Source organism: Candidatus Nitrososphaera gargensis Ga9.2, assembly GCF_000303155.1.
Classification (GTDB): Archaea; Thermoproteota; Nitrososphaeria; order Nitrososphaerales; family Nitrososphaeraceae; genus Nitrososphaera; species Nitrososphaera gargensis.
Genome location: NC_018719.1, coordinates 2,436,008 through 2,461,233, shown reverse-complemented (window position 1 = coordinate 2,461,233; position 25,226 = coordinate 2,436,008). Strand labels below are relative to the sequence as shown.

The following is a 25,226-nucleotide window of genomic DNA, read 5'->3' as shown; positions in this document are numbered from 1 at the left end:
GTTTGCACATCCTTCTGACTATGAAACTGCCTCGTAGCGTTTCCAGCGCCCGGAACCTTCCTCCTTTACAAGCCCGAGTTGTATCATGCGCTGCATGTGGCGGCGATACGCTCGGTCAACCAGAGGCTTTGGAGTAGACCTGCGATATTCTTTGTATAGATCGGCAGACGTGATCCGGATTCTCTTTTTCATGATGTCGTATAGCACTCGCTGATGCTCGTTCAACTTCAATAGATACGACACGCGAAGTCTCCTTGCTCCCTTCAACGACGTTTTCACATCGTCCAGCGTTATGTTGTCTGCACTTCGTGCCTCGGCGTTTTTTGCAGACGCCTTCAGCATCAACAACCCCACTCTGGCGTCGCCTTCGGCCATGACAGAGACTGCCCTGATCAAATGAGGCTCAATCCTCCTTGGCCTGAGCGCAAACGATACGCGCTGATTGATGATGTCATACAACTCCTCTTTGGAATAGGGCTTAAACTCCACTTCGTTCAGAATCAAACTTGACTTTATTCTGCCGTCCAGATCCCAGTTGATGAAGCTGTGGTTAGATATCATGAGCAGGCCGAAGCCGTATCTCGCCAGAGTGTATAGTACCTGGGGCTGTCTTATCTGGTCTACTTCATCCAAGAAGCATTAGTATGCATCCTCTTTATTGATACCAACATCCTTGCGAGTTCGTATATGCAGATTCGCGCTCATGCACTATCATGCCGAGCTGCAAAAATACTTGGAGGATTTTGTGTTCTATACACTTGCAAAAAGATTAGAATAAAAATATTAAACAAGATCCCTACTGCGGCTCTATCGTTGCCGGCGGCTTGCTTGACACAGCATAAGTGACCCATGTTGCACCCTCAACTTCATTTGTTATCCTGCTGCTCATTCGCTCAATCAACTCATAGGGCAGGCGCGACCAGTCTGCAGTCATTGCGTCTACCGACTCTACAACCCTTATCATTATAATGTGCCCATATACCCGTTCGTCGCCTAATACTCCGACAGCCCTGTCGTCGCCCACAGCTGCATATGCCTGCCACACCTTATCATACCATCCTGCAGCCTTTAGCTCGTCTTCCACTATCTTGCTTGCATGCTTGCAAATCCTAGTTTTTTCAGGAGTGATCTCGCCTATTATCCTGACAGCCAACCCTGGCCCAGGGAATGGGTGCCTCTTTAGCAAGTCATCTGGAACCCCAAGCAGCCTGGCGACTTTCCTCACTTCGTCCTTGTACAAATATCTCAATGGCTCTATCACCTTGAGGTCAAGCCACTTTGGCAGCCCTCCTACGTTGTGGTGTGTCTTTATCACAGCAGCAGGCCCCTTTGAAACCCCACTTTCAATCACGTCCGGATACAGCGTGCCCTGTGCAAGCCACTGAAACGGCCCATTCTTTTTTACAACATCAACAAACACGTTGGCAAACTCTTCACCAATTATCTTGCGCTTTTTCTCTGGGTCTGTCACACCTTTCAGTTTGCCAAGGAACTGCTTTTCTGCATTGATGTAAATGAGATCGATATCCATCTGGTCTTTGAACAGCTTCACTACATCCTTTTCCTCGTCCTGCCGCAGCAATCCGTGGTTGATAAACACACAGCGCAGTTGGTCGCCTATCGCCTTGTGCATGAGTGCTGCCACTGTAGTCGAGTCAATGCCACCGCTTACCGCTGCCAGCACCTTCTCCTTGCCTACCTGGTTGCGAATGTCTTTGATTGTTGACTCGATAAAGCTCTCCATGTCCCACTCTGGTTTCGCACCGCTTATCTCCTGAGCAAAGTTCCTCAATATCTGAACGCCCCGCTCGGTGTGCACTACCTCAGGGTGGAACTGGATTCCATAGAACTTTTTCTCCTTGTTGCCAATTGCTGCTGAGTGCGAGTTCTCTGTATGAGCAAGCACCTTGAACCCTTCTGGCAGCTTTTCTGCCGCATCACCGTGGCTCATCCAGCAATTGATGCTACTCTGGCCCAAGTTCTTGAACAGGTCTGCCTTGTCATCAATGACAAGCCCTGCCCTGCCATACTCGCGGCTATTCGCTCGCTTTACCTTGCCTCCAAAATTGTCAACAAGCACTTGGTGCCCATAGCAAATGCCAAGGATTGGCTTGCCCATCTGGAATATCTGCTTGTCAGGCTTGGGCGCGTCCTTTGCATAGACGCTTGCCGGCCCACCAGAGAAAATGATCCCTTTTGGGTCTATCTCCTTGATTACCTTTGCAGGTGTGTTGTATGGCAATAATTCACAATACACGTTGGCTTCGCGGATTCGCCGGCAGATAAGGTGGCTGTACTGCGATCCAAAATCCAGAACCACTATCTTGTCCATTCGTATCTGCTAAGTTTAGAATTAATGGGCTTTATTAGGTACTAGCCTCATTCTTTTCTATAGAAGCCATCAATCGATGAGGACTGCGCGCAAAGCAGAGGACGGAAGTGGAATACTTGATGCCAAGTAGTCTGCTGTGGGCGGGTTTTAGGGCGCGTTGCGTGATCAGCGTAAAAAACTCAAAGGGCAATGGTCAAGCTCAACCGGTGCATTGCTCCGAAGGGCCGTGATATGTTCTACGGTTCAAAAGGCTTTTGGCAGGTGAAGCAATGATGCGGAACGTGGGACTGAAGCTAATCCGCAGAGTAGATGCCAAGAAGTCAAGGAGTCAACGGACACTTTGACAGAACCTCGATCTTCTTCTATTTTCCGCCGCTCTTTTCCAGCATCCTTGTAAATACCCATGTAGAAGTGTTGAATATTTCCTGCAGGCGATCTTTATCGCGGTAGTTGTTTATCACGATACGTTTGATTTCGCCGTTGTCCTCATCAACTTTGTAATTGAGGGCATTAGGCTCCTTTATGCCCTGGCTGGCATCCTTGTTCTTCATCCCATCGAGTATCCTGTTTAGGAAGAATGACCGGAAAGGTGGTGTGTTGACATTTAGGTTGACGTTAGGTGCTGGCACAAGCACAACTGCGTTTGGCGACACCTCTGCGTTTGCAAGCCAGAAATCGTCCTTGGCTCGCTTGAGTGGCCTGATATCTCTGTTGTCAGACGATTTGAGCGTCGGGGCTACTGCCTGCTGCCTTGGTGATGATGGTGACTGCCTGGTTTGCTGTACCTGTGCTGTAGTGGCTGTAGGTCCTCCTCCTCCTGCTGCCGTGGCAAAGCCAATGCTAGCTGCTGCCTTGAAGCTTCCTTGCTTTAGCAGGTTGTCAATGATGGCCAAAGTCGTGCGCAAGCGCTCGACTTCCTCCTGCTTGTCTTCTATCTGCTTGATCAGCCACTCGCGTATGTCTGCCGCGCGCCTGATATCGTCCTCGGAATAGCCTGATGATGACATTATGTTATAGCATGCCCTCTACAACATAAAAGATATAATAGCTTTTAGTCTGGGCGGAAACTTCTGTAGAACATATCCGTCTCACCTCAAGCAGGTGAGCTTTTACTATCTTTTTGTGATATTGTCAGAAGGTTTAAGGTTCAATTTCTTTCACGCTCCATAATGTTACGACGGGACATCATATATATACAGAAGTCACAAAAGCATCATGAAAAAAGCCTTTTAGCTCAGCCTTCTTCTTTTATTTTCGTGTCTCTTCATCTTCTTCTTCGCTTACCTTGCGTACGGTAATTCTTAATGGAACGTTCTTTCCTATTTCTTCTACAGCAATTATCACGTTCCCTATAGTAGCTTTATCGCCTTCCCTTGGTATCCTTTGCAGGTGCTCATGCAGCAACCCGCTTATAGTAGAGTAATCCTTGCCCTTTGGCAGGTTGACGTTGAGCGCTTCGTTAACATCGTCAATTTCCACATCTCCCTGAAGAACCACAGTCTGCCTATCCACTTTTCTCAACATCTGGAGTTCAATGTCCTTTTCATCTGTTATCTCACCTACAAGCTCTTCAATAACATCTTCCAGAGTCACAAGCCCCTCAGTGCTACCAAATTCATCGACCACTATTGCGATCTGAAGGTGCCTTGCCTGAAACTCTTTCAATAACTTGCTTATCGGCATATCCTTGGAGACAAAAAGTGGTTTTCTTGCAATGTCCTTTAGCATCATGTAGCTTGTCTTTGTTTCAACAACTTTTAGGACATCCCTTGTGTGAACAATGCCCAATACATTGTCCTTGTTATTTTCATCAACTATTGGAATTCTGGAAAATCCGCTATTGTTTATCAATGGTAATGCGTCCCAAATCAGCAACCGCGCACTTAGCACAAACATGGCATTTCTGGGGGTCATTATGGCTCTTACCGCGGTATCATGGAACTCTAGAACCTCCTTCATCATTTCACGCTCTTCTTTCATGAGCACCTTCTCCTCGACACCAATATCCAAAATGGCGCGTACCTCTGCCTCACTCAATCTCTTGGGCTTTTCTTCAATTTTGACAGCTCTGAACATCCCTTTTGTTATCAGTTCCAAAAGAATTACCAGAGGATATAGAATATACTGTATTGCCAGAATAACGCGCGCAAATGTGAGCGATATCTTTTCTGCATGCGCGTAGCAATATGCCTTTGGAGTAATATCACCAAATACAAGCAGGATAAATGTCATTATTCCTGTTGCAATACCCAGTCCCAGACTACCAAATGTGCCAATTGCAACATCTGTTGCTACAGCTGCTGCTCCTATGTTAGCCAAATTAACTCCAAGCAAAATCGTAATGAGCATCCTCTTTGGATTGGACTTGAGTTTTGCAAGGGAGTTTGCACCGGACCTCTTTTCGTTTACCAATCGCCTTAGCTGTCCCCTTTCTAGGGAGACAAGTGCAACTTCAAGGCCGCTGAAAAAAGCAGATAATGCGACCAACGCTCCTAAGGCTGGGATAGCAAACTGTAGCTCTACTACCATACTTTATTAAATTTCATCAAAATGTTACGGGCTTGGCAGTAAAAAAGGCTCTGGTGGCTGTTGTTAAGTTATAGGTCAAAGCCGATGAAGCCTAAGGAGGCTCTCTCTTTTCTAACGATTGAATCTCTCTGTTACAGTTTTTATCTGAATATTCTTCTTCTGCTGCTGTTATGTTATTACTATTACCGCGATTTAATTCCCATTTCATTTGTGTGTGTCTTTTGAGTCTCTACTATTTTTGTCCCTATCTTCTTAATTGTTCAACTACAGTCTTCAGCCTCGATTAAACCTGTATATATAAGGTCATCCCAGGTGCAAACGTATATGGCGGCCAGTAGAGTAACAAAAAAGGATCAAAAGAAAAAGGGCGCCGCAACAGCAGCAACGGGAGGCGGAGTTCTTGGCATCCATCACATCACTGCAATCACAAGAAATGCCCAGCGCAACATTGACTTTTACTCTGGCACCCTAGGTCTAAGGCCAGTGAAAATTACAGTTAATTTTGACGATCCAACTTCATATCATCTCTATTACGGCGACTATATGGGCCATCCAGGAACCTTGCTGACATTCTTTGTGTGGCCGGATATACACAAGGGAACTCGTGGAACAGGACAGGTTACCACAGTTGCATTTCTTATTCCACCAAAATCACTGGAATACTGGGTAGATAGACTTCGTCGCAATGGCGTCTCAGTTGTAGGCCCATCTACGCGCTTTAATGACGCCGAGCAATTCATCTCTTTTCATGACCCGGATGGGATGATGCTAGAGCTGGTCGCTCCTTCAAGTGTTTCATCGTATGTTCATTCAAAGAAAAAAATTCAGAACGAAGACGTCTCCGCAATTAATTATTACAACGTCTGGAAAGAAGGGCCAGTCGATGCGCAGCATGCGCTAAGGGCTTTTCATTCAGCTGCCATCTCAGAAGAAGGGTACGAGCATACTGCCTCACTCCTGACAGATACTATGAAGTTTCAGCTTGTAGCAAAAGATGAGAGGGAAGGGCGCTTTCGTTTCAAGGCTATAAACAACAGAAAACTAGGCGAGGTTCCAGAGGCAATAGGCTCAGTAGTTGACGTGGTATGCCAGCCAGATATCACAAGGGGCATTGTAGGGATAGGCAGCGTGCATCACATTGCCTGGCGGGCTTCTGATGATAGCCACCAGCTTGACTTGCGCCGACGTATCATCAAGCAGGCTCACCTTGATCCAACACCCGTAATTGATCGCAAGTATTTTCATTCTGTTTACTTTCGTGAGCCGGGAGGTGTTCTTTTTGAGATTGCCACCGATCCGCCTGGAATGACGATAGACCAAAAGCCTGAGGAGCTAGGAACAAAGTTAACGTTGCCAGAATGGTACGAGCCTCTTCGCAGTAAGTTAGAGCAGGAGGTGCTTCCTCCTGTAAATCTGCCGCCAAGAAATATGACGAAGCAGCATAAAGAAGAGAGTAGCGTTGCATAGCAATGGCACCTCCAGAAATCCCGCGAAGGCTTGGTTTTGTTCATCGGTATGTGCCGCCAGCCAAGGGGACTGCTGCCAGAAAACAAACAACAACTACTCTGCTTCTTTTGCATGGAACCGGAGGAAATGAAGATGACATGTTGCCTTTAGGACAAGCACTTGATCCAGATGCTGCATTGCTAAGCCCAAGGGGCAAAATACTTGAGGCCGGCATGACGCCACGCTTCTTTCGCCGGCTAGCTGAAGGCGTATTTGACATCGACGATCTGAAGTACCGAACACACGAGCTGGCAGATTTTGTTGAAGCGGCTTCATGTGCCTATGGTTTTGATGAAGGCAACGTGTTGGCAGTAGGGTATTCCAATGGTGCGAACATTGCGGCAAGTACACTTTTGCTCAGACCAAAGACGCTATCAGGCGCAATACTTTTCAGGGCAATGGTGCCCCTTGTTCCTGACAAGCTGCCAGACCTCTCTGGCAAGCGCATTTTCATGTCATCTGGGTTGCGCGACCCCATAGTTCCAAGACAGGAAGCAGAAAAGCTATCAAAGCTGTTTGAGCAATCTGGTGCTACTATTGTTACCTTGAAGTGGCAAAAAAACGCCGGTCATGAGCTAACAGATGACGACATACAGTCAGCCAGACAGTGGTTGCTGCAACAGCATTAGTGTTTATGAATCATCTTCAGCAGCAGGTGTAAATAATAATAATGATCATGATAATAATACTGCTGCCGACAGAGTATAATCGGATCTCTCTGGCATTGTTTCAAATAGTGGCTTTACTCGCTCAACAAGGTCGGCTAATAATTTGTTATCTGGAGAGTAGAATTTATCCATCTCCTCCTTTGTTTCCCAGAATGTAAGAACAATTGACTCATTTGGATTGCTTATACTTTGAAGTATCATGTGCCCTTTCATTTCTCTCCCTGCTTGGACCTTTGCTGCTATTATATCGCGGAAAAATTCAATGAATATGCTAGTACCCTTTTCTCTGTCTAGAGAAGATTTAAAATATACAATATTTTTCTTGACGTATCTGATATTTGGCATTTATCAGCCAATAATAATAGATTTACAGGGCACTGTAAATTTAACGGATCTCACTTCCTGTTTTATTTTTAGAGTATTTTGTAATGCTCTATTTTGAGCTGTATGGAAGTTAGCTAGCTATCTAGCTTGTTTAGCTGATGTGGATCAAATGTTTGGAGCTTTAGAAGTCTTAAGCTTTTTCATATCAATCATATATGAAAAATATGTTCAAAGTGATGAGTCTTATGGCTGCAGGAGTAGTTTTGATGAGTTTTTGGCCTCTATTCTCCCAGCATCACCGAGATTCCAACACTTCAATTGCCAGCGGTCAATTGGGTCCTAGTAGGAGTCATCATGATGGCAGCAAGCGTGGCTACTTTAAGTTCAGCATTTGTAGTTAGTAGGTTGAGTCAAAGAAGGATGATGATAATAATGATCCAACCATCTGTTTTCGCCGCGCAAAAACCGACAGAAAAATCAATTGTAATAGTTCTTTTGATTTTCAAGCATTGAAAGCAGTATTGAAAAATTTTGACAAGCAAATGACGAATACTATTCTCTATTAAGGGTTATTATTTGATGGATAGCAAAAACGCGGAACACAAATCAAGAGAAGTAAAGAATCAAAAGATCAGCTGGCTATCATAACCTGCAATGGTGGCATTTTCCATAATGAAATGGAAATAAGCATTTGTTGTTGGAACTGGTGATGTCACAATTGTAAATAAATCCGCAACGAGTGCATTGATGCCCATGGCATTGGTGGTGGTGCCGCTCCTCTGGTTGGGACAGCAATTTTTTACATACACACAAGCATGGCAGGATTATTTATTCTAATGAGAAAAATCTGTTACGACGATAGACTGAATCTCTTTCTTTATTGTTCTATTATCATCTGTTTGATTGCAGGAAGGCCATAGATTCTAACAAACTTGATGCACCATCTGATTCCATCGGCTTGCTGTCAAAGACTCCAGTATCAGTCAAGAAATCAACATCGCCCTTGTCAAGTCCTACTGTCATTCTATATGCTTTTTGTGCCCATAAACCAAAATTAGTAGAGGTGCATTATTGCACTAAGTTCTGCAAGAGCCTGCCGCATTATTATTATCATCAATCGCGCATTAATAATGAAAGACTACTTTCTATAAATTTACGCTGTAGTTGCAGCAGACGGGGACCTTTCTCTTCTAACTTCCTCTTCACTCTTTCCTGTTAATGATGCTTCAATCTTTTTGACCAATGATAATCAAGTATTGATGGAGAATTATCCATTAGCCATTGTGCCATTCTCTCTTCTTCACGTAGTGTCTGCTTTAGAGGAGATATGATAGCATCATCCTTAATTCCGAACCACTCGGCAGTTTTTATTATCATTTTGTAGGATACCACTTCAGCATCCTCTATTATCATATCATTTTTGTCTTCATTAGCTCCATTTCCTCAAATGTTAGTCTACTACCTGTGTCAGTACCACCGCCGGTAGCAGCTTCCTTTACCGTCTCTCTTACTGTGTCTTTCACAGTTTTAGCTGTCAATGAGGTCGCTGGAGGAACCAGGCTTGGCAAATGACCTTTGGAATCCGTTGGAGTTCCGCTCAAGTTTCTGATAAGCTGTTGAAGCCTACGCTGATGCTCGTATGTTTCATCTAAATGGTTTGCAAGTCGCTTTCTTACATCTTCTATTGGTGTTTCTCTTATTCTATTTTGCAGACGTTCTGTAGCAGCATTTTCAGCCTTTATTTTCGAAGATATGGCGTCTAGTATCTCCTTTTTATCTGGGAATATGATCACCACTGCATGTCCTTCAAAGCCTTTGGAATGTTGCCATAGATGTTCGAGGAACCAAGTTCGAAGTTTATTGCAACATTTGCTGATGGTATCTGTATGTCTGGCCCTACTTTCTCTGCTCTACAGACAAAGCCTTTCTCTGCCAATTGCTGTATTAGCTAATGGACATAGAACTCATGCTTAATTGATGGCTTGCTTCCTGCCAGTTGGTAAAGCACCTTAGGACGACCGAGGCCGAGCTGACGTTCAGCTTCTCAATGACCTCTTTATTAACCTTCAAACTATTTCGCTGTACCTGTCCTCGTCCCAACCAAGCATTAAGCGAGGCTCTGTCACAGAAAGGGAAGGCAGACAGGGCATCACATGGCTAGGGGATATGAGTTAATTTATAGCATTTGAGAAGGTCTCCGATCTTATAGATTATGAATTGTTCTGTCCAACCAAGATATCAAGAAGACCGATGCATGCTATCATGCAGCTGATTTCAATATTCTAGAAAAGAGTCAGCGGGATAAATTAATACAGCGTCATTTCAAAAGCATCTTTGTGAAGCAAGACGGGTTTCTATAAGAGCGACAAACTCCTAACCTGAAGCACCTAGCATCCATAATGAAGCAGGCTTCGAAAACTCTCGAAGCAGAACTATATAATCTATTATATATTGAAAAGAAGAAGGATGGAAAAGCCTTGGTTCTTATTTTACTGTCGATGATGAAAAGGATATTTTAAAGCTTGCCGGGAAGTCGGCTTTGTTTAAAAAGTCAACAATCCATGCTTGGATAGCTGTTTGATTGCATGACTTTGTTTAAAAAGTAATAACTCATAAAAACAAAGCCCTGGAAGTCTGGAGGACTCTCTTTTGCTTACGACAGGGTTTTAAAACCAGTAACATTCTCTTGAGAACTTGCGTAGCTGGCGGCTTTGTCGTCTTTAGCAGAGGAAATTTCTTCCTCGGGTATTTCAGGAAGGAGGTCTGTCGGCAATGTAAATGTAAAGATGGCGCCCCCTTTTTCTTTATTTTGAGTGGCCCATATCCTACCGCCATGCGCTTCGACAATCTTCTTGGATACAAAGAGTCCAAGACCTGTCCCACCGTTAGACTTGGATGCGAATTTCTCGAATAGGCGGTCCATTATTTCGGGGTCTATCCCCTTCCCTGAATCTTGCACTTGGATCATAACCTCACCTTTGAAAACCGAAGCAGAAATACCGACTTCACCGGATTCAGTAAACTTGACAGCGTTGTCAATCAGGTTATAAAGGGTTTGCCATATCTTTGGTCCGTCGCAGTAAATCTTAGTTCCATTCTCACTACTACTCCCACTACTGCTACTATCGGCTATATCCAATTTGGAATCAAAGATTATTCTCACGTCGTCTCTTTCTCCTAGGTACTTTTTCTCTATGTCCGCTATTACCGTGTTAACAAGCTTTTCTAGGTCAACCTCCTCTAAATTTAGAGATAGAACTCCGCTTTCTATCCTGCTTACCTGTAAAATATCCTCGGATAGTTTCATTAATTTTGACGCATTACGTATTACCAAGGACGCGCTGGAAAATAACTCTTCGAAATCTTCTTTCCTGAACTTGTCTTTGTGCTTCATTAATCCTTGCTGAATCAGATCCGCACCATTAAGAATAGGCATTATAGGGTTTCGCAGTTCATGCGCGGCAATATTCACAAACTCGCCTTTTATCCTCTCTGCATCTCGACTCTTCTCATAAAGGTATGTTTCTCTCCACAAGCTTTCAAAAATTGAAGCGCACGGCACCACTGTTGCCTTGCTGTTAGAATATAGAGCAAGCCCTATTGCCTGACTGAATATTCTTCTTGCATCATCCTTTGTTTCTACTACCAGCAAGACCTTTTTGTCAACAATGATCATGTTAAGCTTTGTTTCTGTGGGAGTTTCAATCCTTCTAATGACAACCCCGCTCGACCTCAATTCATCCAGTTTGTCTTTTATAAAGTCGTCTTCTGGAGATAGAATTCTAATTTGTACACCACGTTTAACTGCTTTCTTTAATTCATCCACAATACCGATCTCGCGTTCCCGGTGAATTGTGTTTACAGTTGGGAATGTTAGAAGAATTTCAGACCTTGCGATCCTGACTAGATTAAGGTAGTGCCGTTTTACCCTGTCAGGCGTAGATAAGACCTGAATTGTCTCATGCTCTGAAGCCGCAAACCCTGCTTCTGCCAAAAAAGAAGTCATGAAACTTCGCTTGTATTATTACTATTAAACAGTAAGATAGACTCTTCTAGGAGATTGTTTTAACTTGATTCTGCCCGCTAAATGAACTATATCTACTTGCCAAGTTCAAACATGAGTTGAATATATGTACTGCGCAATGAACTCATTTCTAAATTCTAACGTGTATTTCTTGCCACCTTTTTCAGTCATTACCTTCTTGCGAAGAAAGCTTCCTACAGGGGGTCTCTATTCAGAGCTCTGCTAAATGCTGATTATGATGATGATAATATGCAAACAAATGCCTGTGCCTGAAAGTCGGGAAACAAGAAACCTGAAGATCATCGGCCAACAATAACAAAACATTGCAGAGCTGGTCCGCAGGGAAAAAAGAGAGGAACTCTGGAGGAAGTACAAAGCATGAAGCCCGTGTTTTTTGGCTGCAAAAATACTGTGGGGTGTCAGGCACAGCGTAATGCCCGTTTTCCTCGGAAATAATGACGAAACTAGGTGTGTGGCACACCTGTGTATAAACCATGCAACAGAGATCAGCTGATAAAAATGGTCACCGCTAGCGATGGATTATTATTTCCATTCCAGGAGAAGAAGGAAAAAAGGGTAGTAGCAGCTGTTCAGCTGCCGTTTCGGAGATGAACCCTTGAACTCTGGTTCTAGTAATAGTGGTGGTATTTTTTGCCTACCTGTTGTGGCGCTGTTCATTATTATGGTTATGCAAGCAGGCGATCTTTGTGCAAATTCCTTTTATCCAGAGGGAGCCGCCGTCATCATCTTTTATCCATCTCTTTAACCTAGGCTACACATACACACACTATCTTTAGAAGCACATAGACGACAAACCGCAAAAGCTAGTCATTAACACCAAGGGCGGGCAATGCAACCCTGCGACGACCACATTATTATCTACCTCTCAGCTCGCTATCGGCGAAATTCATATAGAGTAAGAGCAAAAGGCCCTACTCACTACCAGTGAAGACCTTCTTCTTCTTTTTAATTTGAAGCAGCTTTCAGGCCTCTTGTGACACGCGGTTGCTGGTCTTTCTTGGGCTTAGATTGGCTAAACCCTAAGCGACTGCATTAGCAGCCACCTTGTCTACTATCGGTATGATGATTTTAAAGAGTTTATTTTTGACCAAAATGCAAGCAAGCCCTACTTGCCGTCAAACAATGTCTGTTAAGCACTAGAACTGACGGCTTTCGGGCTTGATTGGTATTTACGGCCTTGCAGGTACAACTACGCTCGCCCTGCGTGGTTGCATATCATTCTTCAACACCATTATTTTAAAGAGTTTATTTTCCTTTTTATCAAGAGAAGCAATTTGTGTAGTAATAATAAACCAAGCCCTACTTGCCATAAATGCACCTCTGGCTTTCAGGCTTGGTTTGGTGACGCATTACCCAGCAACCACACACATGGTGTGGATGTATGGTTGCTTGTTTGGCTTCAAAAGCAAAATTTTAAAGAGTTTTGTTAACCAAGACACACACATGCTATATTTGTAGCTGTGTGCTTAAACTATTTTGCATCGTATCAAGCCATTTTCGACCCTTTTGTGTAATACGGTAAAGCTTTGTGCCGGGCTCTCTTGCCAGCAATTCTTCGTTGATAAGCTCTTGAATTACTGCCTTTGCGACATCAGCCGTGGTAAAGGCCTTATGCATGATTTGCAGCATTGTAATTGGGCTTGCCACAGCTCGCAATACTGCTACTACTTTGAGCCGAATTTTGGTTCTAGCAATAGTAGATCCTCTTGTCGATGTTGGAATTTTAAAGAATTTATATTATATTATAAAGAAACAGTCCTTACCTGCTTGCTGGCGGCACATCATTCGCGGCAGCAGCTTTTGGGCCGACTGTATGTATACATATGGTCTGAACTGGTGCACAACCACCTGACGATTATGAAGAAGATGTAGCTCATCATGTATTTACACGACGAAGATAGATAAAAAAAATCAAATCAAATGCAAGCGTAATCTGATAGTTGTGGTAGCAGTTATCAAGCACAAACCCCTCAAAGCGATGTCTGCATTTTTGTCGTAGGAGTACCTGACCCTATAGAGAGAGATGCTTGGCTGCGCTATTCGCAGAGCTTGATTGTGTGAAAATAGGGGAAGAGGAGGTGATCATCAGTGGTATATACAAAAGGTCAGAGATAGCTCTGTTGGTAGATTTGGTGTCCCTCTTTTTGGCAAGTATGGATCGTTGATTGGAGCTTCAGAGGAAGTAAACTAGAACAAGCAGTTTTTCAGCAACTTGCACACGCGGCGCAACGCTGCATTGACAATATGTTACCAGATTTGAGAATCAAATTATATACTTTTTTAAATTTTTAGTTATGTACCATATATAACAATGGCAAAACAGTTAGTTCCGCTTTCAGACCGCAGCAGCGCTTTCTTTCTGCTTGCCTCTGCTCTCCTTATTGGCACTTTTGTGCCTATAGCCGATATTATTATTATGCTAGATGAATCCGCTGTTGCCATCAAGAAAGTATACGCTCAGACAGACGACCTCTGGTACGTGGGAGAAGGCGTCAAGCAGGGTATGTGGGTAAAGTACAGAATTGAAGAGCTTGACACCAACAATGGCAGACCATATGAAATGACAATTCACTTTAGAGAGCAGCAGCAAGATGGAGAATGGATTGCACCGGTTTATGTTGTGTTTCAAGGAAAGGTGTTGCAAGGTACTCTTAGGCTTGGAAACAATTTGGCTGCTTTAGGTGGGTCTGACATTCCTGAAGCAATGGAACCATTCATAGATGGATACCGAGGATCAATTCAATGGCTTGAATCATTTACCCAGCAATCAAGCCCGCTATCACTCAGGCAGCCATCCTGGGGCAAGATAGCCGCAATAGGTGGTGAGGAAGTAAGGCCACTAGGAGAAGAGCAGGTGACCGTGGCAGGTGGTACTTTTGATGCCACCGTTATTGGATGGCACAGGGGCCAAGTAGATAATAGAATATCAGTACTTGGCAATAACGAGTTTGTGAGCAGCTTTTTAGTCGATTGTTGAAGGGCGTCCCTGGCAACAGCTAAAGCTGCCACCAGAGACGCATGGTTTGTGAGAACCCTGCCAATCCAGTGCGGTACATTTACCCAAGAACCTACCGACAAACATTTTTTGACACATGAGAGAGTACTTGGTAATGCAGTAAACGTACTGCTGCCAGTCTTCAGGCCAGCCGATTTCAGAAAAAGGCGGTATTCAGTAGTCGATATAGCAAATTCTGTGGTCTATGCCTGTACCGGTGGGACATCCATAACACAAGCCTGCTGTACTCTGGCCAGCACCCCGTCCAGGAGGGATGTCCAGTACCACGTGTCCAAGATTGACATTTCGTGGATTCAGTCGGCCGCCAACAGGCTGCTGCAGAAAAGGGTGGCGGAGACCCTGCACAATCGAGCTGTCGACATAGCCATCGACATGACAGACGTTCCCTACCACGGCGAGCCTGAGAATGAGGGGGATGTCAGACGCGGCAGGGCCAGGAGCGGCACGACCCACTTTTTCACGTACGCCAGCGCCTACGTGATGCTCCATGGAAGGAGGTTCACCTTGGCCACCAGGTACATCCGGGAGGGGGAAGCACTGGTTGGAGTAGTCAGGTACCTGCTTGCAGAGGTACAGAAGGCGAGCATCGTGATAAAATGCCTGTTCCTTGACAAGGGGTTCTTTACAGCAGCTGTAATGAGCTACCTCAATTCCATGCGTATCCCGTACATCATAGCCGCTTTTCCAAGAGGCAGGAAAGGCGGCACGTTATCCAGACTGACCCGGAAAAGAAGGGATAGTTTCGTCGTACCGGACTGCGAAATGACAGATTCTGCCACCGGCGAGAAATGCACATTCAGGCTGTATGCCGTTGCCAAATACCGGAAGAAAAGGTACAGGAAGAAACGCGGCGTCCAGTACATGTACTATGCCGCAGGCCTTGTCAATATCCCGGTAGGGCGGATGTTTGACGAGTACCGGAGGAGATTTGGCATAGAATCGTCATACAGGGCGATGGGAAAGAGCAGGGCCAGGACGTCATCCAGGAGTCCAGCACTGCGCTTCCTCTATGTTCTGGCATCGCTTGTTATACAGAATGAGTGGGTGTACATCAAGTGGCAGTACCTCAGCAAGGCGACGCGCGGAAGGTACGGGAGAAGATACGATGCAGAATTTACGTACTTTCATATGCTGCTTTTTCTGCGGCTGGGACTGGAGCAGAAATACGGCGCGGTGTACTCGGTACAGATCAAAAACAGCAGGTCAGTTATAATTGATGGTGGCTAATTGCCAGGTACTGAATATGGATTGTTAATGAATTTCCATATCCTGTAAGAGCAGAAACATATGCAGATATTACCACAGGCCAGCCGCCTATTTTGTTTAGGTTTGAGCTGCTAGACACAGGGACAGGCCAGCCGCCAGTTCCAGAAGGAGAGGCATTTGTACCTACTCCTCCACTTAGCCAGACCACAGGAAGAGGCACCTATATTGTAAAGCTAGATTGGTCTCCGGAAGCCATTGAGCCGGGACAGCAAGTGACATTTGAAGTCACTTTTGAGGATAACACAGGCTTTCCACTAAATAGGGTAAACTATGACTTGATAGTGCAAAATGCGAACGGCAGCACGATTGAAGAGTTTACAGTGCAGAATACAGATGCTACAGGAACTGGAACGCACCAAATAATATTTGAGAATGCAGGATCAATTAGTGTAGCAGTAGTTATCAATACAGTTGAAGGCAGGCAACCTGGAGGAGGACAATTTATCGAGCGAGCTGACTTTAACGTTGTTGCTGTGCCTGAATTTCCGATGGGAGGGATAACTACTACCACCATCATCTCTGCTACAGCCATAGGTCTTGTGGTTATTGTATTGCGATTAAAGGCAAACAGAAATGCCCAAGGATATCCTGTAATGTAGCAAAAAATAGATGGAGGAGGTGCGGTGTGCTGTCACGTTTTCGTCAGAACAGAGATCTGATCCGACGATAAGTTGGATCATATTTTGGAAGCTCATGTAGCCGCATGCAAGCAATTATGCATGTATGCATGCTGATCCTAGTTTACTTTTCGAGCTTGCTTTCGAAAGAAAATTGTCCTTCTGAGCCTGCCAAACTTGTTGCTTGCGCCGTGCAGTTTTATTGAACTGTTGCAGTGGATACAGACCTTCCTCCTTTTTGAAATTGTTAGATCTGTCAGCGGATATGTTCTTCGACAGCTCAAACACCAGAAATAAAGCAGACCTCTTGCTTGATGGAGGTCTAATGCGTCAAAATCCAAACCCTCGTTTGTACAAACCTCTTTGGCAATTTTTACCAGTGAAGGGCTACAATCAGTAAGAGTTTTTGGAACCATTATAGTATTATTATTGAAAGCATGTAGATAAATCTAATTGTGCTGATACATCTAATCATTAAAGTAAATAATATTGTTTATTACATCGATAGGCAGAGAATGTTATTGATATCAAAATGCGAGCGGTTTACATAGTAGACAAAGTTTCGATTGCCAAAGTGCTTGTTGACCCAATGAGGAGGGCGATATTGAACCTGCTCAGAGAAAAGCCAATGACATAGGCCCAACTTGCACAGGAGCTTGGTTTATCAAATGCCTCTTTGAATTATCATATGAAAATTCTCCATCATAACAAGCTTGTAGATGTGACAAAGAGTATTGCAGAGGAGCATGGGATTATTCAAAAGTTCTTTTCTTCGGCAGCGTATCTCTTTGTATACGATTTAGACGCCATGCCTAAGGATGTGGCTCGTTATTTTTATCCAATCAGCCTAGAAAGAGCAAGAACGCTCGTTTCTGTCATCATGGCTGATACTCAATCTCCATCATCATTTTCTTCTGCAAAGGGAAGCTTGAACCGTGGCGATATCGATGAGATATCAGCTGTCCTGTCAAGATTGCTTGTCTTGGTGGCAAAGCAGTATTCTCGCCAGAGGGCTTCATATGGGGATGAGTCAATCGTATACGAAATATACACAAAAGTATTCAATCTTTTCCTAAAGCAACTAGAGCTTCCTGCAGGTAATAAAAGCGGCTAATAAAGAGGTAATTGGCACAAATCAAATAACACTTTTCATAAATAAATAAAAACCGGGGCAAAAAGATGTCTATAATAACTCTTTAAAATAATGGTCGCTGTCTCGTCTTCTTCCGTAAGATAGCACATACAAACCAGTCGGGACATCATCAACAACAGCTTAAGTCGGCAGCAGAATACCTGTAAGCTGGACCTAGAAGATATCCTGAGCCATTTTTTATCCAGCAGCTAGTGACGAACTTGCCTTTCATTTAGAAATCTCCTTTTGTGTTTTGATGGTCTAGGAGACAGCCTCAACCTGTGATGACAGCATGGGCACATGTTTCCCTCTACATACATGAAGAGGCTGCAGTGTTGGCACCTTTTTTGCCCTGAAAGGTAGTGAAGGTTGTCAGACGAATTTGTTGCACGAAATTGCTCGCATATTCCCTTACAGGCCAATATTGTTTCCTCCTTTTCTAACCGCTTTGATATTATGTACAGGTTTTATCTGAATTGCAGGATTTTAAAGAGTTATTATCGGTCCTAATCGGCAGTTTCAGTTTCAGCATCATGACAGGCAAGCCCTACTTGCTGGTGGCATTATTCGCAACAGCAGCTTTCGGGCTTGGCGACGTGTGTGTATGATTTCTTCGGCTACGTTCACAGCCATGATGGCGGTTGGCTGCATCGCTATTTTGAAAGCCATTATTTTAAAGAGTTTTTATCTTGATTAAGAAGCATCCTGAGGTGGAGATGCAAGCCCTAATCACTGGACAATCGCTGGCAACTTGACAAAGAAAGAAAAGTACTGTTGTTGTCTGCACATCAAACTTTTACTCCCGGGATACTGTCAGCGACGCCTTCGCCGATTCAGGCTCATCAATATGACTACAGCGCCGCCCCACGCAATGGCTGCCGGAATGTATAGCTGAAAGAACCATGCCACGCCACCTAGCACGGCAAGACCCATGCCCGCGATGCCCTTGGCCTGCCTCCTGCGCCTAGGATTCATGCCTTGTTGGCTGCAAGCGGTGCAAATCCTCTGATGGGCTTTTTGGATATATCTGCTAGCTCGGAGCGGGATTGCTTGGCAAGCATCTCAAGCAGGCGTTTGCCAGCCTCCATCTTTTGCTTCTTAAGCTCGGCGTCCTTGCCCTTTTTCTTTGAATACTTGCCGATGCTCTCTCCAAAGTCCATTCCTACAAGGACTATTTTCTTGGCGCCAAACTCCTCTGCCAGAAACACACCTCTGTCGCCATCGGTAAAGCCGCCAAAATTATAGACGTTTTCAACTGGCATAACCTGCGTGGACCCGACTAGCTTTTTGAATTTCGGAACTAGCTTTTTGAGCATGGCCGTGTTATCGCCGTGGGCGTGCACCACCATAATTGCGCCGCCCTTTTCTGCCTTTTGCAAAGATGCTGCGTCGCCGTCAAGGTCGGTGACAACAATGTCTGGCTTTATCTTGTTTTCAATCAAAAACTGCACAGCGCCGTCAGCAGCTATCTTCACAGACTTCTTATTCTTCTTGATAAACTTTAGCGTTTTTTCATCCTCTAGGCTTGGGCCGGCCCCTACCACAATGATGTTCTTGCCCTTGATCTTTTTCTGTAGCACCTTTGGGTCAAGCGCCTTGCTCTTTATCATCTCTGATAGGATTCTTGCAGCCTCCTGATCTTTTTCGGTGCTGTATCCAAATTCTGCGCGGATTCCTTGGTAATACGGGAACCAGTCGGCGAACTTCACAGGAAGAGGGTGCGTGGACGTTGCTATTAATATCTTCTGCCATGAGGGGTAGTGGACTACCTTTAATTATGCGGCGCCAGCATAGTGGGCATGGGATGGTTTGGCTTGGCACGAGGGGCTTTGCATTGAAAAAAAGCACCCATCGTCGCCAGCGCATCGAGCTTCAGCACAAGACACTCGTCTTTATGGCAAGCATGATTGCCAAAGCGTTCCTGATGGCCATGGTTTCAAGCCAGGTCTTTTGCAGAAGCATCGACCCAACCATCGTTTTCATGCAATGTGGGCCAAATGCGGCATTTATGGGCGGCAGCGTGGCGGCGGTAGCGCTCATGGGAATTGTCTTTGGCTACTATATCGTCCGGCTCAAATCATTCAATGACATATTTCCCCAAGTCATGAAGGCTGACTTTATCGTAACGGCAATGTACCTTGGCGTGGCGTTTTTCGCTCCAGATACAATTGCGGCCAGAGTCATGATGTGGCTCTTTGGAATGTGGATAATTGGCATGGTGCTTGCGCCCTTTAGCAAAGAAAGGACTTTGTTCAAAAAGATAACCGAGTACGGGTCAATTGCAGCGCTTGGTGGATTCCTTGCCTTGCAGGTTATTCCAGTTCCTATTTTTGAAGGCTATGACTCGTCATCCACGATTGGCATGATTCTCAGTAGCGTCCTTGCACCATTTGGCGGTGGAAGGGGGAAGTAAAGGCAAAAAATTTCAGCCTATAATTATTTTGTTGACAAGACATCATATTACCAATATATTCAAACACAAAGCAATACACTACTAGTTTGTTAGGTAGCGTTTGATTCAAAGAATGGAAATTCTGCAATTTTCTTGTGGGATGTTGCTGTCTTGTGATCCTCTGCGTCATCTGCATAAATAAAGACAGAGCGGCATGCCTCGCAAACATAGAACCTATCAATGATCGTTTTCTTTTGTTCTTTTACAACGGCCTGATCTGACATGATGCGCATGCTGTCAAGACTATCGTGTCTTCTTCCCATTTCGAGCTGGTCAATCCTTTCCTCGGCAGGAATTGCATTATCCCATAATGTCTGAAATACATATCGCTCTTGCTTCAGCATCTTGCCCATACTGCTGTAAAATCCCTGCGTGATTGGATTCCTAGGCGAAATATCGTGGGAGGCAATAAACTCGCTATCGTTCATTATGAAATTGCCCCTTATTCGGTCCAAATGGCGCAATTCATCCACCAAACCCAACTGCCTCTTGCAATAAGAAATGTTATCGTTGGTTATCTCTGTGATATATCGAAACTTTACTCCCCTTTTTCTGGCGGCACGTTTTGGAATCTGGAATACTTCATTATCTGTTGTTATTGTGAACACATAGGCGTTGAAAAAACCAAGAACTTCTGTTTTTGCGTTTTCAAGCAGCTTTACTACTCTATCAAACATTTGTTTCTGGTTCCATATTATTAATACAGAATCTTGGCTCATGGCTCGTTCCTACTGCTCCGTCTTGAACGGAGGCATGCATAGAGCCAACGGAGATATTGCATATACGGGTTCAGAAGTAGAATACCATGCGATAGATATGGTTTAGATTTATGGCATGAGAGGGCCTCTACTGAAATTGAGCGAGCGAGCACACAAATCTTGGACAAGAAAAATATTCATCTATAGATGACTGATGCTGTGTTTCATGACCTTAAATATACCGTAATTTTGCGGGCTAAGTATTATTAACGGTAACCGGCTAGACATGACGAAGAAGCAGGACAATGGAACCAAAAATCCAGTCAACGTCATGGAACCCACAGATAGAGAAGACCATCCTCAAGAAATGGGAAGAGCAGGATATCTACCGCTTTGAGATAAACGACAAAAAGCCTGCGTTTGTTATTGATACGCCGCCTCCGTATCCTTCCGGCCGCCCATGGCACATCGGCGCAGCAGCGCACTATGCCCAGATTGACATGATTGCGCGCACTGCCCGGATGAACGGCAAAAATGTGCTGTTCCCAATAGGCATTGATCGAAACGGCCTGCCAGTTGAAATTTACACAGAGAAAAAGCACAAGGTGCGTATGCGCCAAATGGACAGGGAAAAGTTCCTCGAGCTCTGCAGGATGGCTCTGGACGATCTGGAAGCTGAAATGATCCAGATAATGAAGGGTATGGGGCTCTCTGGGAATTTCAAAGAGCACTACAGAACCGACTCTGACAGCTACCGCGCGCTGACCCAGAGCACTTTTATCGAGCTGTGGAATCGGGGTCTTGTCTATCTCGCAAATAGACCCAACAACTACTGCCCGGACTGTGGCACCACAATAGCCGATGCCGAGATAATCTATGACGAGATCCCGACAAAGCTGGTCTACATGAAGTTCAAAATCAAAGAGACTGGCAGCAACATCATTATCGCATCGACAAGACCAGAGCTGCTCTTTGCATGCCAGGCAGTGATCGTAAACCCGGAGGACAACAGATACAAAAGTCTGCAGGGCGCACACGCCATCTTGCCGCTGTTCAACCGTGAAGTGCAGATAATGCCGCACCACTCTGTCAAGCCAGAGTTTGGCTCTGGCGCTGTGATGGTCTGCAGCTACGGCGACCAGAACGACGTGCAGGTCTTCCGCGAGCTTGGCTTGAAGGAAATAGTCGCACTGAACGAGAACGGCTTTACTACCGATGCGGCAGGCCCGTATGCCGGCCTTAGAATAAACCAAGCAAGGACAAAGATAATTGAAGATTTGAAGAATTCTGGATTGATGGAAAAGGAGGAGAGCATCATGCACCGGACCCCATTGTGCGAGCGGAGCAAGACTCCAATCGAAATAATCCCATTACACGACTATTACGTCAAGCAGCTTGACTTGGTGCCGCAGCTGCGCGAGCTCGCGCACAAACTAAAGTTCCACCCGGAGATGCACCGGCAGGTACTGCTCAACTGGCTTGACTCGATTGCAATCGACTGGCCGGTGTCAAGGCGCCGGTTTTACGGCACTGAGATCCCAATATGGTACTGCAATTCATGCAAGGCGCCGAACCTGCCGCCGCCCGGCAAATACTACCGGCCATGGAAGGAGAAGCCGCCATTTGACAAATGTGAGAAGTGCGGCGGCACAGAGTTCATCGGCGAGGATCGCACCTTTGACACGTGGATGGACTCGAGCATCAGCCCGCTCTATGTCACGAAATATGGCAAGGACAAGAAAATGTTTGAATACGCTTATCCAACCGCAATCAGACCACAGGCAAAGGACATTATACGCACGTGGCTTCACTATACGATGCTCCGGTGCGTGCAGCTGACCGGCAGGATGCCGTGGAATGAGGCTTGGATAATGGGCTACGGGGTCGATGAAAAAGGGGAAAAGATGAGCAAAAGCAAGGGCAACGTAATAGACCCTTTCCCAGTCATACAGAAATACGGAGCCGATACGTTCCGGTTCTGGTCAGCAAGCGAGGCGAATTTGGGCTATGACTTCCGCTGCTCGGAGCAGAGGATAGCAGGCTCTCAAAAGTTTCTTTCCAAGATGTGGAACCTTGGAAGGTTCCTGTCGTCGTTTGAAGTAGTGGAGCAGCAGCCAGAGGAGGAGCTGGAAGCCACTGACAGATGGATGCTTGCAGAGCTTGCCCGGCTGGTTGATGAGTGCAAGAAGGGCTATGACGAGTACAACTTTTTCATCCCTGCAAACGCTATCCGTGACTTTACATGGAACCTCTTTGCGGCGCACTATGTAGAGATGGTGAAGGGACGCGCCTATGCCACTGGCCAGAACGACGCGGCCAAGAAGTCCGCGCTCTATACCCTGCACAGGTGCTTCTCTACTATCCTGCTCCTGATGGCCCCGATAACGCCCTTTATCTCCGAAGAGCTCTGGACAAAGATTTACTCTCCGGCGAGCATACACCTCCAGCCGATGTTCCGAGAAGAAAAGGCAGACGACGATATGGCAAAATTCACAAAGCAGATAACTGATTTCAATTCGATGGTCTGGAACAAAAAGAAAGAGACGATAAAAGAAGATGGCAAGCCGCTCTCGCTCAAGGACCCAATAAGTATCCAAGTGCCACCAGAGCTGGCGCCGTTTGCTAAGGACTTGAAGGAAATGCACAACCTGATATGAAGGCGGTAGCGTTTTACGAGCACGGGGGTCTAGACGTTTTGCAGTACAGAGATTTTCCAGATCCCGTGGCTGCGGGCAAGGACACCGTAGTAGTTGATGTCGAGTACTGCGGCGTGAACCACCTTGACATCTGGACAAGGATGGGCATAGCCGGCAAAAAGATCAAGCTGCCGCACATTTGTGGCTGCGACATAGTCGGCACTGTCAAGGGCCAGCGAGTGATGGTCTACCCCGGTGCTTCATGCAGAAAATGCCCGCAGTGCAAGGCCGGGCGCGAGACGCTCTGCAGCGAGTTTGCGATCATTGGCGGCATGAGCGATTGGAACGGAGGCTATGCGGAAAAGGTCGCAGTGCCGGCAAGAAATGTGATAAAATTGCCACCCGTATTAAAGAGCGAGACAGCAGCCACCCTCGCAGTGTCGTACCTTGTGGCTTGGAACATGCTCAAGGCAAACGGTGCCGGCCGAGGCAAAACAATTCTTGTTTATGGCGCAACAAGCGGAGTTGGGATGGCAACTATACAGCTTGCAAAGGCGCTTGGTGCAAAAAAGGTCATAACGACAGTGTCTGGCAAAGAAAAGCATGATTTTGCCAAAAAGCTGGGCGCTCATCACGTCATCGACAGGTCGAACCAGAATATTGCCGAAGAGGTAAAAAGGATCGCGCCAGCAGGAGTTGATATCGTCATTGATCACGTGGGCGCGGCGACTTGGCCCACCAGCATTTCTATGCTCAAGCAGGGCGGCAGGATGGCAGTATGTGGCATGACGTCTGGCAATGACGCGACAGTCCCTGTGAGGATGTTTTACAGCAAGCAGATAGTGATGACAGGCGCGCTCTTGGGAACGCGGGCGCAGCTGCAAGAGCTGATAAAGTTTGTAGTCAGGAACAAGATCCAGCCAGTGATCGATTCTATCTTTCCGCTGCAAGACGCCAGAGAAGCGCAGAGCAAGATGGAAGCCGGCCTCCATGCAGGCAAAATCATCCTTGATTGCAAACCAGCTTGATTGATATCTTGCGAAAAGACTGCCAGGCTTATTAGGCAATCCAGCGTAATAAAGATCAGCACTATGGATAACAATGATAATACGATTTCTGCACGCCCTGATTTTAGCATCCATCCAACCACGAGAATTGGCTGAGCCTGAATGTTTCCGATATCGACAGGTCGCTTGACTTCTACCAAAGGATTCTTGGGTTCAAGATGGTGGACAGGTCTTCTAATGAAAGGGCGTTCCTTTCCGTGGAGAGACATTCGTCACACCTTGTAGAACTCTGGCATGCAAAGGCCGGCAGGTCTGATACCAGACGGGCAGGGCTGTACCACTTTGCAATATTGCTTCCAGAGAGAAAGTATCTGGCTGACATGTTTCAACATCTGAGCGAAAGGGGAGGCGAGGTACGATTTGACGGCTTTGCTGACCATCTGGTGTCAGAGTCGATCTATATTCGTGATCCTGACGACATTGGCATAGAAGTCTATTGCGACAGGCCCTCCTCACAGTGGAAATGGTATGAAGATAGGGTAAGGATGGCAACAGAAAGGCTAGACACGGAAAACCTGCTGAGAGAGTCGACAGCTTCAGGATGGAAAGCGATGCCTGCCAAGACGGTCATCGGTCACGTCCACCTTCACGTTCGGAACCTCGCAAAGGCTATGAAGTTCTATCGCGAGGCCCTTGGGCTGAATTTTACGGCTACTTATCCTAGCGCTTACTTTTTCGCCGCAGGCAAGTACCACCACCATGTTGCAACAAACATCTGGCTTGGAACCAGCATTCAGCCAGCTTCGCCAGAGCATGCCGGATTGAACCATTTTGGAATCGAACTGCCAAGCAAGGAAGAATATGAAAAGACAGCAGGGCGGCTGGAACAATACAAGAGCGAGGAGATGCCACAACAACATGGACAACCGGAATCTGTTTTCCTGCGCGACATGGATGGCATAACTATCCGGCTTTATGCTAGATAGCACAGAGTCTTT

Annotated in this window: 23 protein-coding genes; 10 read left to right on the top strand and 13 right to left on the bottom strand. The window is 45.7% G+C overall.

Annotation, left to right across the window (positions count from 1 at the left end; translation table 11 throughout):
• Positions 1-18: 18 nt before the first annotated feature.
• From NGAR_RS14720 to NGAR_RS14705, 4 genes are all read right to left on the bottom strand, one after another.
• Complete coding sequence (locus tag NGAR_RS14720; RefSeq protein WP_015020586.1) at positions 19-633, bottom strand: Cdc6/Cdc18 family protein; 615 nt, start codon at positions 631-633, stop codon at positions 19-21.
• Positions 634-796: 163 nt separating this feature from the next.
• Positions 797-2,332, bottom strand: a complete 1,536-nt coding sequence (guaA, locus tag NGAR_RS14715; protein ID WP_015020585.1) for a glutamine-hydrolyzing GMP synthase — start codon at positions 2,330-2,332, stop codon at positions 797-799.
• A gap of 362 nt (positions 2,333-2,694) precedes the next feature.
• Positions 2,695-3,339, bottom strand: a complete 645-nt coding sequence (locus NGAR_RS14710; RefSeq protein WP_015020584.1) for a hypothetical protein — start codon at positions 3,337-3,339, stop codon at positions 2,695-2,697.
• Between the two features lie 241 nt (positions 3,340-3,580).
• On the bottom strand, positions 3,581-4,861 hold the full coding sequence (locus NGAR_RS14705; protein WP_015020583.1) for a hemolysin family protein: 1,281 nt from the start codon (positions 4,859-4,861) through the stop codon (positions 3,581-3,583).
• A 324-nt stretch (positions 4,862-5,185) separates the two neighbouring features.
• Here NGAR_RS14705 and NGAR_RS14700 point away from each other — a divergent pair, with 324 nt between their 5' ends.
• Positions 5,186-6,328, top strand: coding sequence for a ring-cleaving dioxygenase (locus NGAR_RS14700; protein WP_148681550.1), 1,143 nt, complete (start codon positions 5,186-5,188; stop codon positions 6,326-6,328).
• 2 nt (positions 6,329-6,330) lie between these two features.
• Positions 6,331-6,996 (top strand): alpha/beta hydrolase, encoded by a 666-nt coding sequence (locus NGAR_RS14695; protein WP_015020581.1) that lies wholly within the window; start codon positions 6,331-6,333, stop codon positions 6,994-6,996.
• A 45-nt stretch (positions 6,997-7,041) separates the two neighbouring features.
• Here NGAR_RS14695 and NGAR_RS14690 read toward each other — a convergent pair whose 3' ends face one another.
• The 6 genes from NGAR_RS14690 to NGAR_RS14670 form a co-directional block, all read right to left on the bottom strand.
• The gene (locus NGAR_RS14690) at positions 7,042-7,380 is read right to left on the bottom strand and encodes an antibiotic biosynthesis monooxygenase family protein (RefSeq protein WP_015020580.1); all 339 of its coding nucleotides are present in this window, start codon (positions 7,378-7,380) and stop codon (positions 7,042-7,044) included.
• A 1,194-nt stretch (positions 7,381-8,574) separates the two neighbouring features.
• Positions 8,575-8,772 (bottom strand): DUF892 family protein, encoded by a 198-nt coding sequence (locus tag NGAR_RS18970; RefSeq protein ID WP_015020577.1) that lies wholly within the window; start codon positions 8,770-8,772, stop codon positions 8,575-8,577.
• Positions 8,769-9,155 carry a DUF892 family protein gene (locus tag NGAR_RS14680; protein WP_187147543.1) on the bottom strand — a complete coding sequence of 129 codons (387 nt, stop codon included), beginning with the start codon at positions 9,153-9,155 and terminating at the stop codon, positions 8,769-8,771. The genes NGAR_RS18970 and NGAR_RS14680 overlap by 4 nt, the downstream gene beginning before the upstream one ends.
• Positions 9,149-9,295: a hypothetical protein gene (locus NGAR_RS17935; RefSeq protein WP_187147542.1), complete on the bottom strand. Its 147-nt coding sequence runs from the start codon at positions 9,293-9,295 to the stop codon at positions 9,149-9,151. The genes NGAR_RS14680 and NGAR_RS17935 overlap by 7 nt, the downstream gene beginning before the upstream one ends.
• Before the next feature lie 717 nt (positions 9,296-10,012).
• Positions 10,013-11,353 carry an ATP-binding protein gene (locus NGAR_RS14675; protein ID WP_187147541.1) on the bottom strand — a complete coding sequence of 447 codons (1,341 nt, stop codon included), beginning with the start codon at positions 11,351-11,353 and terminating at the stop codon, positions 10,013-10,015.
• 1,497 nt (positions 11,354-12,850) lie between these two features.
• Positions 12,851-13,084, bottom strand: a complete 234-nt coding sequence (locus tag NGAR_RS14670; protein ID WP_228369369.1) for a winged helix-turn-helix domain-containing protein — start codon at positions 13,082-13,084, stop codon at positions 12,851-12,853.
• 631 nt (positions 13,085-13,715) lie between these two features.
• On the opposite strand from NGAR_RS14670, the gene NGAR_RS14665 reads away from it, so the two are divergent.
• The 4 genes from NGAR_RS14665 to NGAR_RS14650 all read left to right on the top strand — a co-directional run bounded on the left by NGAR_RS14665 (position 13,716) and on the right by NGAR_RS14650 (position 17,417).
• Entirely contained in the window at positions 13,716-14,381 is a 666-nt protein-coding gene (locus tag NGAR_RS14665; protein WP_015020572.1) for a hypothetical protein, read from the top strand.
• Between the two features lie 48 nt (positions 14,382-14,429).
• The gene (locus tag NGAR_RS14660) at positions 14,430-15,647 is read left to right on the top strand and encodes a hypothetical protein (RefSeq protein ID WP_015017779.1); all 1,218 of its coding nucleotides are present in this window, start codon (positions 14,430-14,432) and stop codon (positions 15,645-15,647) included.
• 92 nt (positions 15,648-15,739) lie between these two features.
• Positions 15,740-16,285, top strand: a complete 546-nt coding sequence (locus NGAR_RS14655) for a hypothetical protein (RefSeq protein WP_015020571.1) — start codon at positions 15,740-15,742, stop codon at positions 16,283-16,285.
• A gap of 706 nt (positions 16,286-16,991) precedes the next feature.
• Complete coding sequence (locus NGAR_RS14650; RefSeq protein WP_015020569.1) at positions 16,992-17,417, top strand: hypothetical protein; 426 nt, start codon at positions 16,992-16,994, stop codon at positions 17,415-17,417.
• A gap of 831 nt (positions 17,418-18,248) precedes the next feature.
• Here NGAR_RS14650 and NGAR_RS17930 read toward each other — a convergent pair.
• The gene (locus NGAR_RS17930; protein WP_187147539.1) at positions 18,249-18,410 is read right to left on the bottom strand and encodes a hypothetical protein; all 162 of its coding nucleotides are present in this window, start codon (positions 18,408-18,410) and stop codon (positions 18,249-18,251) included.
• Positions 18,407-19,144 (bottom strand): 6-hydroxymethylpterin diphosphokinase MptE-like protein, encoded by a 738-nt coding sequence (locus NGAR_RS14645; RefSeq protein WP_015020568.1) that lies wholly within the window; start codon positions 19,142-19,144, stop codon positions 18,407-18,409. The genes NGAR_RS17930 and NGAR_RS14645 overlap by 4 nt, the downstream gene beginning before the upstream one ends.
• A gap of 95 nt (positions 19,145-19,239) precedes the next feature.
• Between NGAR_RS14645 and NGAR_RS14640 the strand changes: the two genes are divergently transcribed.
• On the top strand, positions 19,240-19,848 hold the full coding sequence (locus tag NGAR_RS14640) for a hypothetical protein (RefSeq protein ID WP_015020567.1): 609 nt from the start codon (positions 19,240-19,242) through the stop codon (positions 19,846-19,848).
• An 89-nt stretch (positions 19,849-19,937) separates the two neighbouring features.
• Here NGAR_RS14640 and NGAR_RS14635 read toward each other — a convergent pair whose 3' ends face one another.
• Positions 19,938-20,606, bottom strand: coding sequence for a hypothetical protein (locus tag NGAR_RS14635; protein WP_015020566.1), 669 nt, complete (start codon positions 20,604-20,606; stop codon positions 19,938-19,940).
• A 284-nt stretch (positions 20,607-20,890) separates the two neighbouring features.
• Between NGAR_RS14635 and NGAR_RS14630 the strand changes: the two genes are divergently transcribed.
• The 3 genes from NGAR_RS14630 to NGAR_RS14620 all read left to right on the top strand — a co-directional run bounded on the left by NGAR_RS14630 (position 20,891) and on the right by NGAR_RS14620 (position 25,214).
• Complete coding sequence (locus tag NGAR_RS14630) at positions 20,891-23,242, top strand: valine--tRNA ligase (RefSeq protein ID WP_015020565.1); 2,352 nt, start codon at positions 20,891-20,893, stop codon at positions 23,240-23,242.
• Positions 23,239-24,249 (top strand): zinc-binding dehydrogenase, encoded by a 1,011-nt coding sequence (locus NGAR_RS14625; RefSeq protein WP_015020564.1) that lies wholly within the window; start codon positions 23,239-23,241, stop codon positions 24,247-24,249. The genes NGAR_RS14630 and NGAR_RS14625 overlap by 4 nt, the downstream gene beginning before the upstream one ends.
• Positions 24,250-24,380: 131 nt before the next feature.
• Positions 24,381-25,214 carry a VOC family protein gene (locus tag NGAR_RS14620; RefSeq protein ID WP_015020563.1) on the top strand — a complete coding sequence of 278 codons (834 nt, stop codon included), beginning with the start codon at positions 24,381-24,383 and terminating at the stop codon, positions 25,212-25,214.
• Positions 25,215-25,226: the final 12 nt, after the last annotated feature.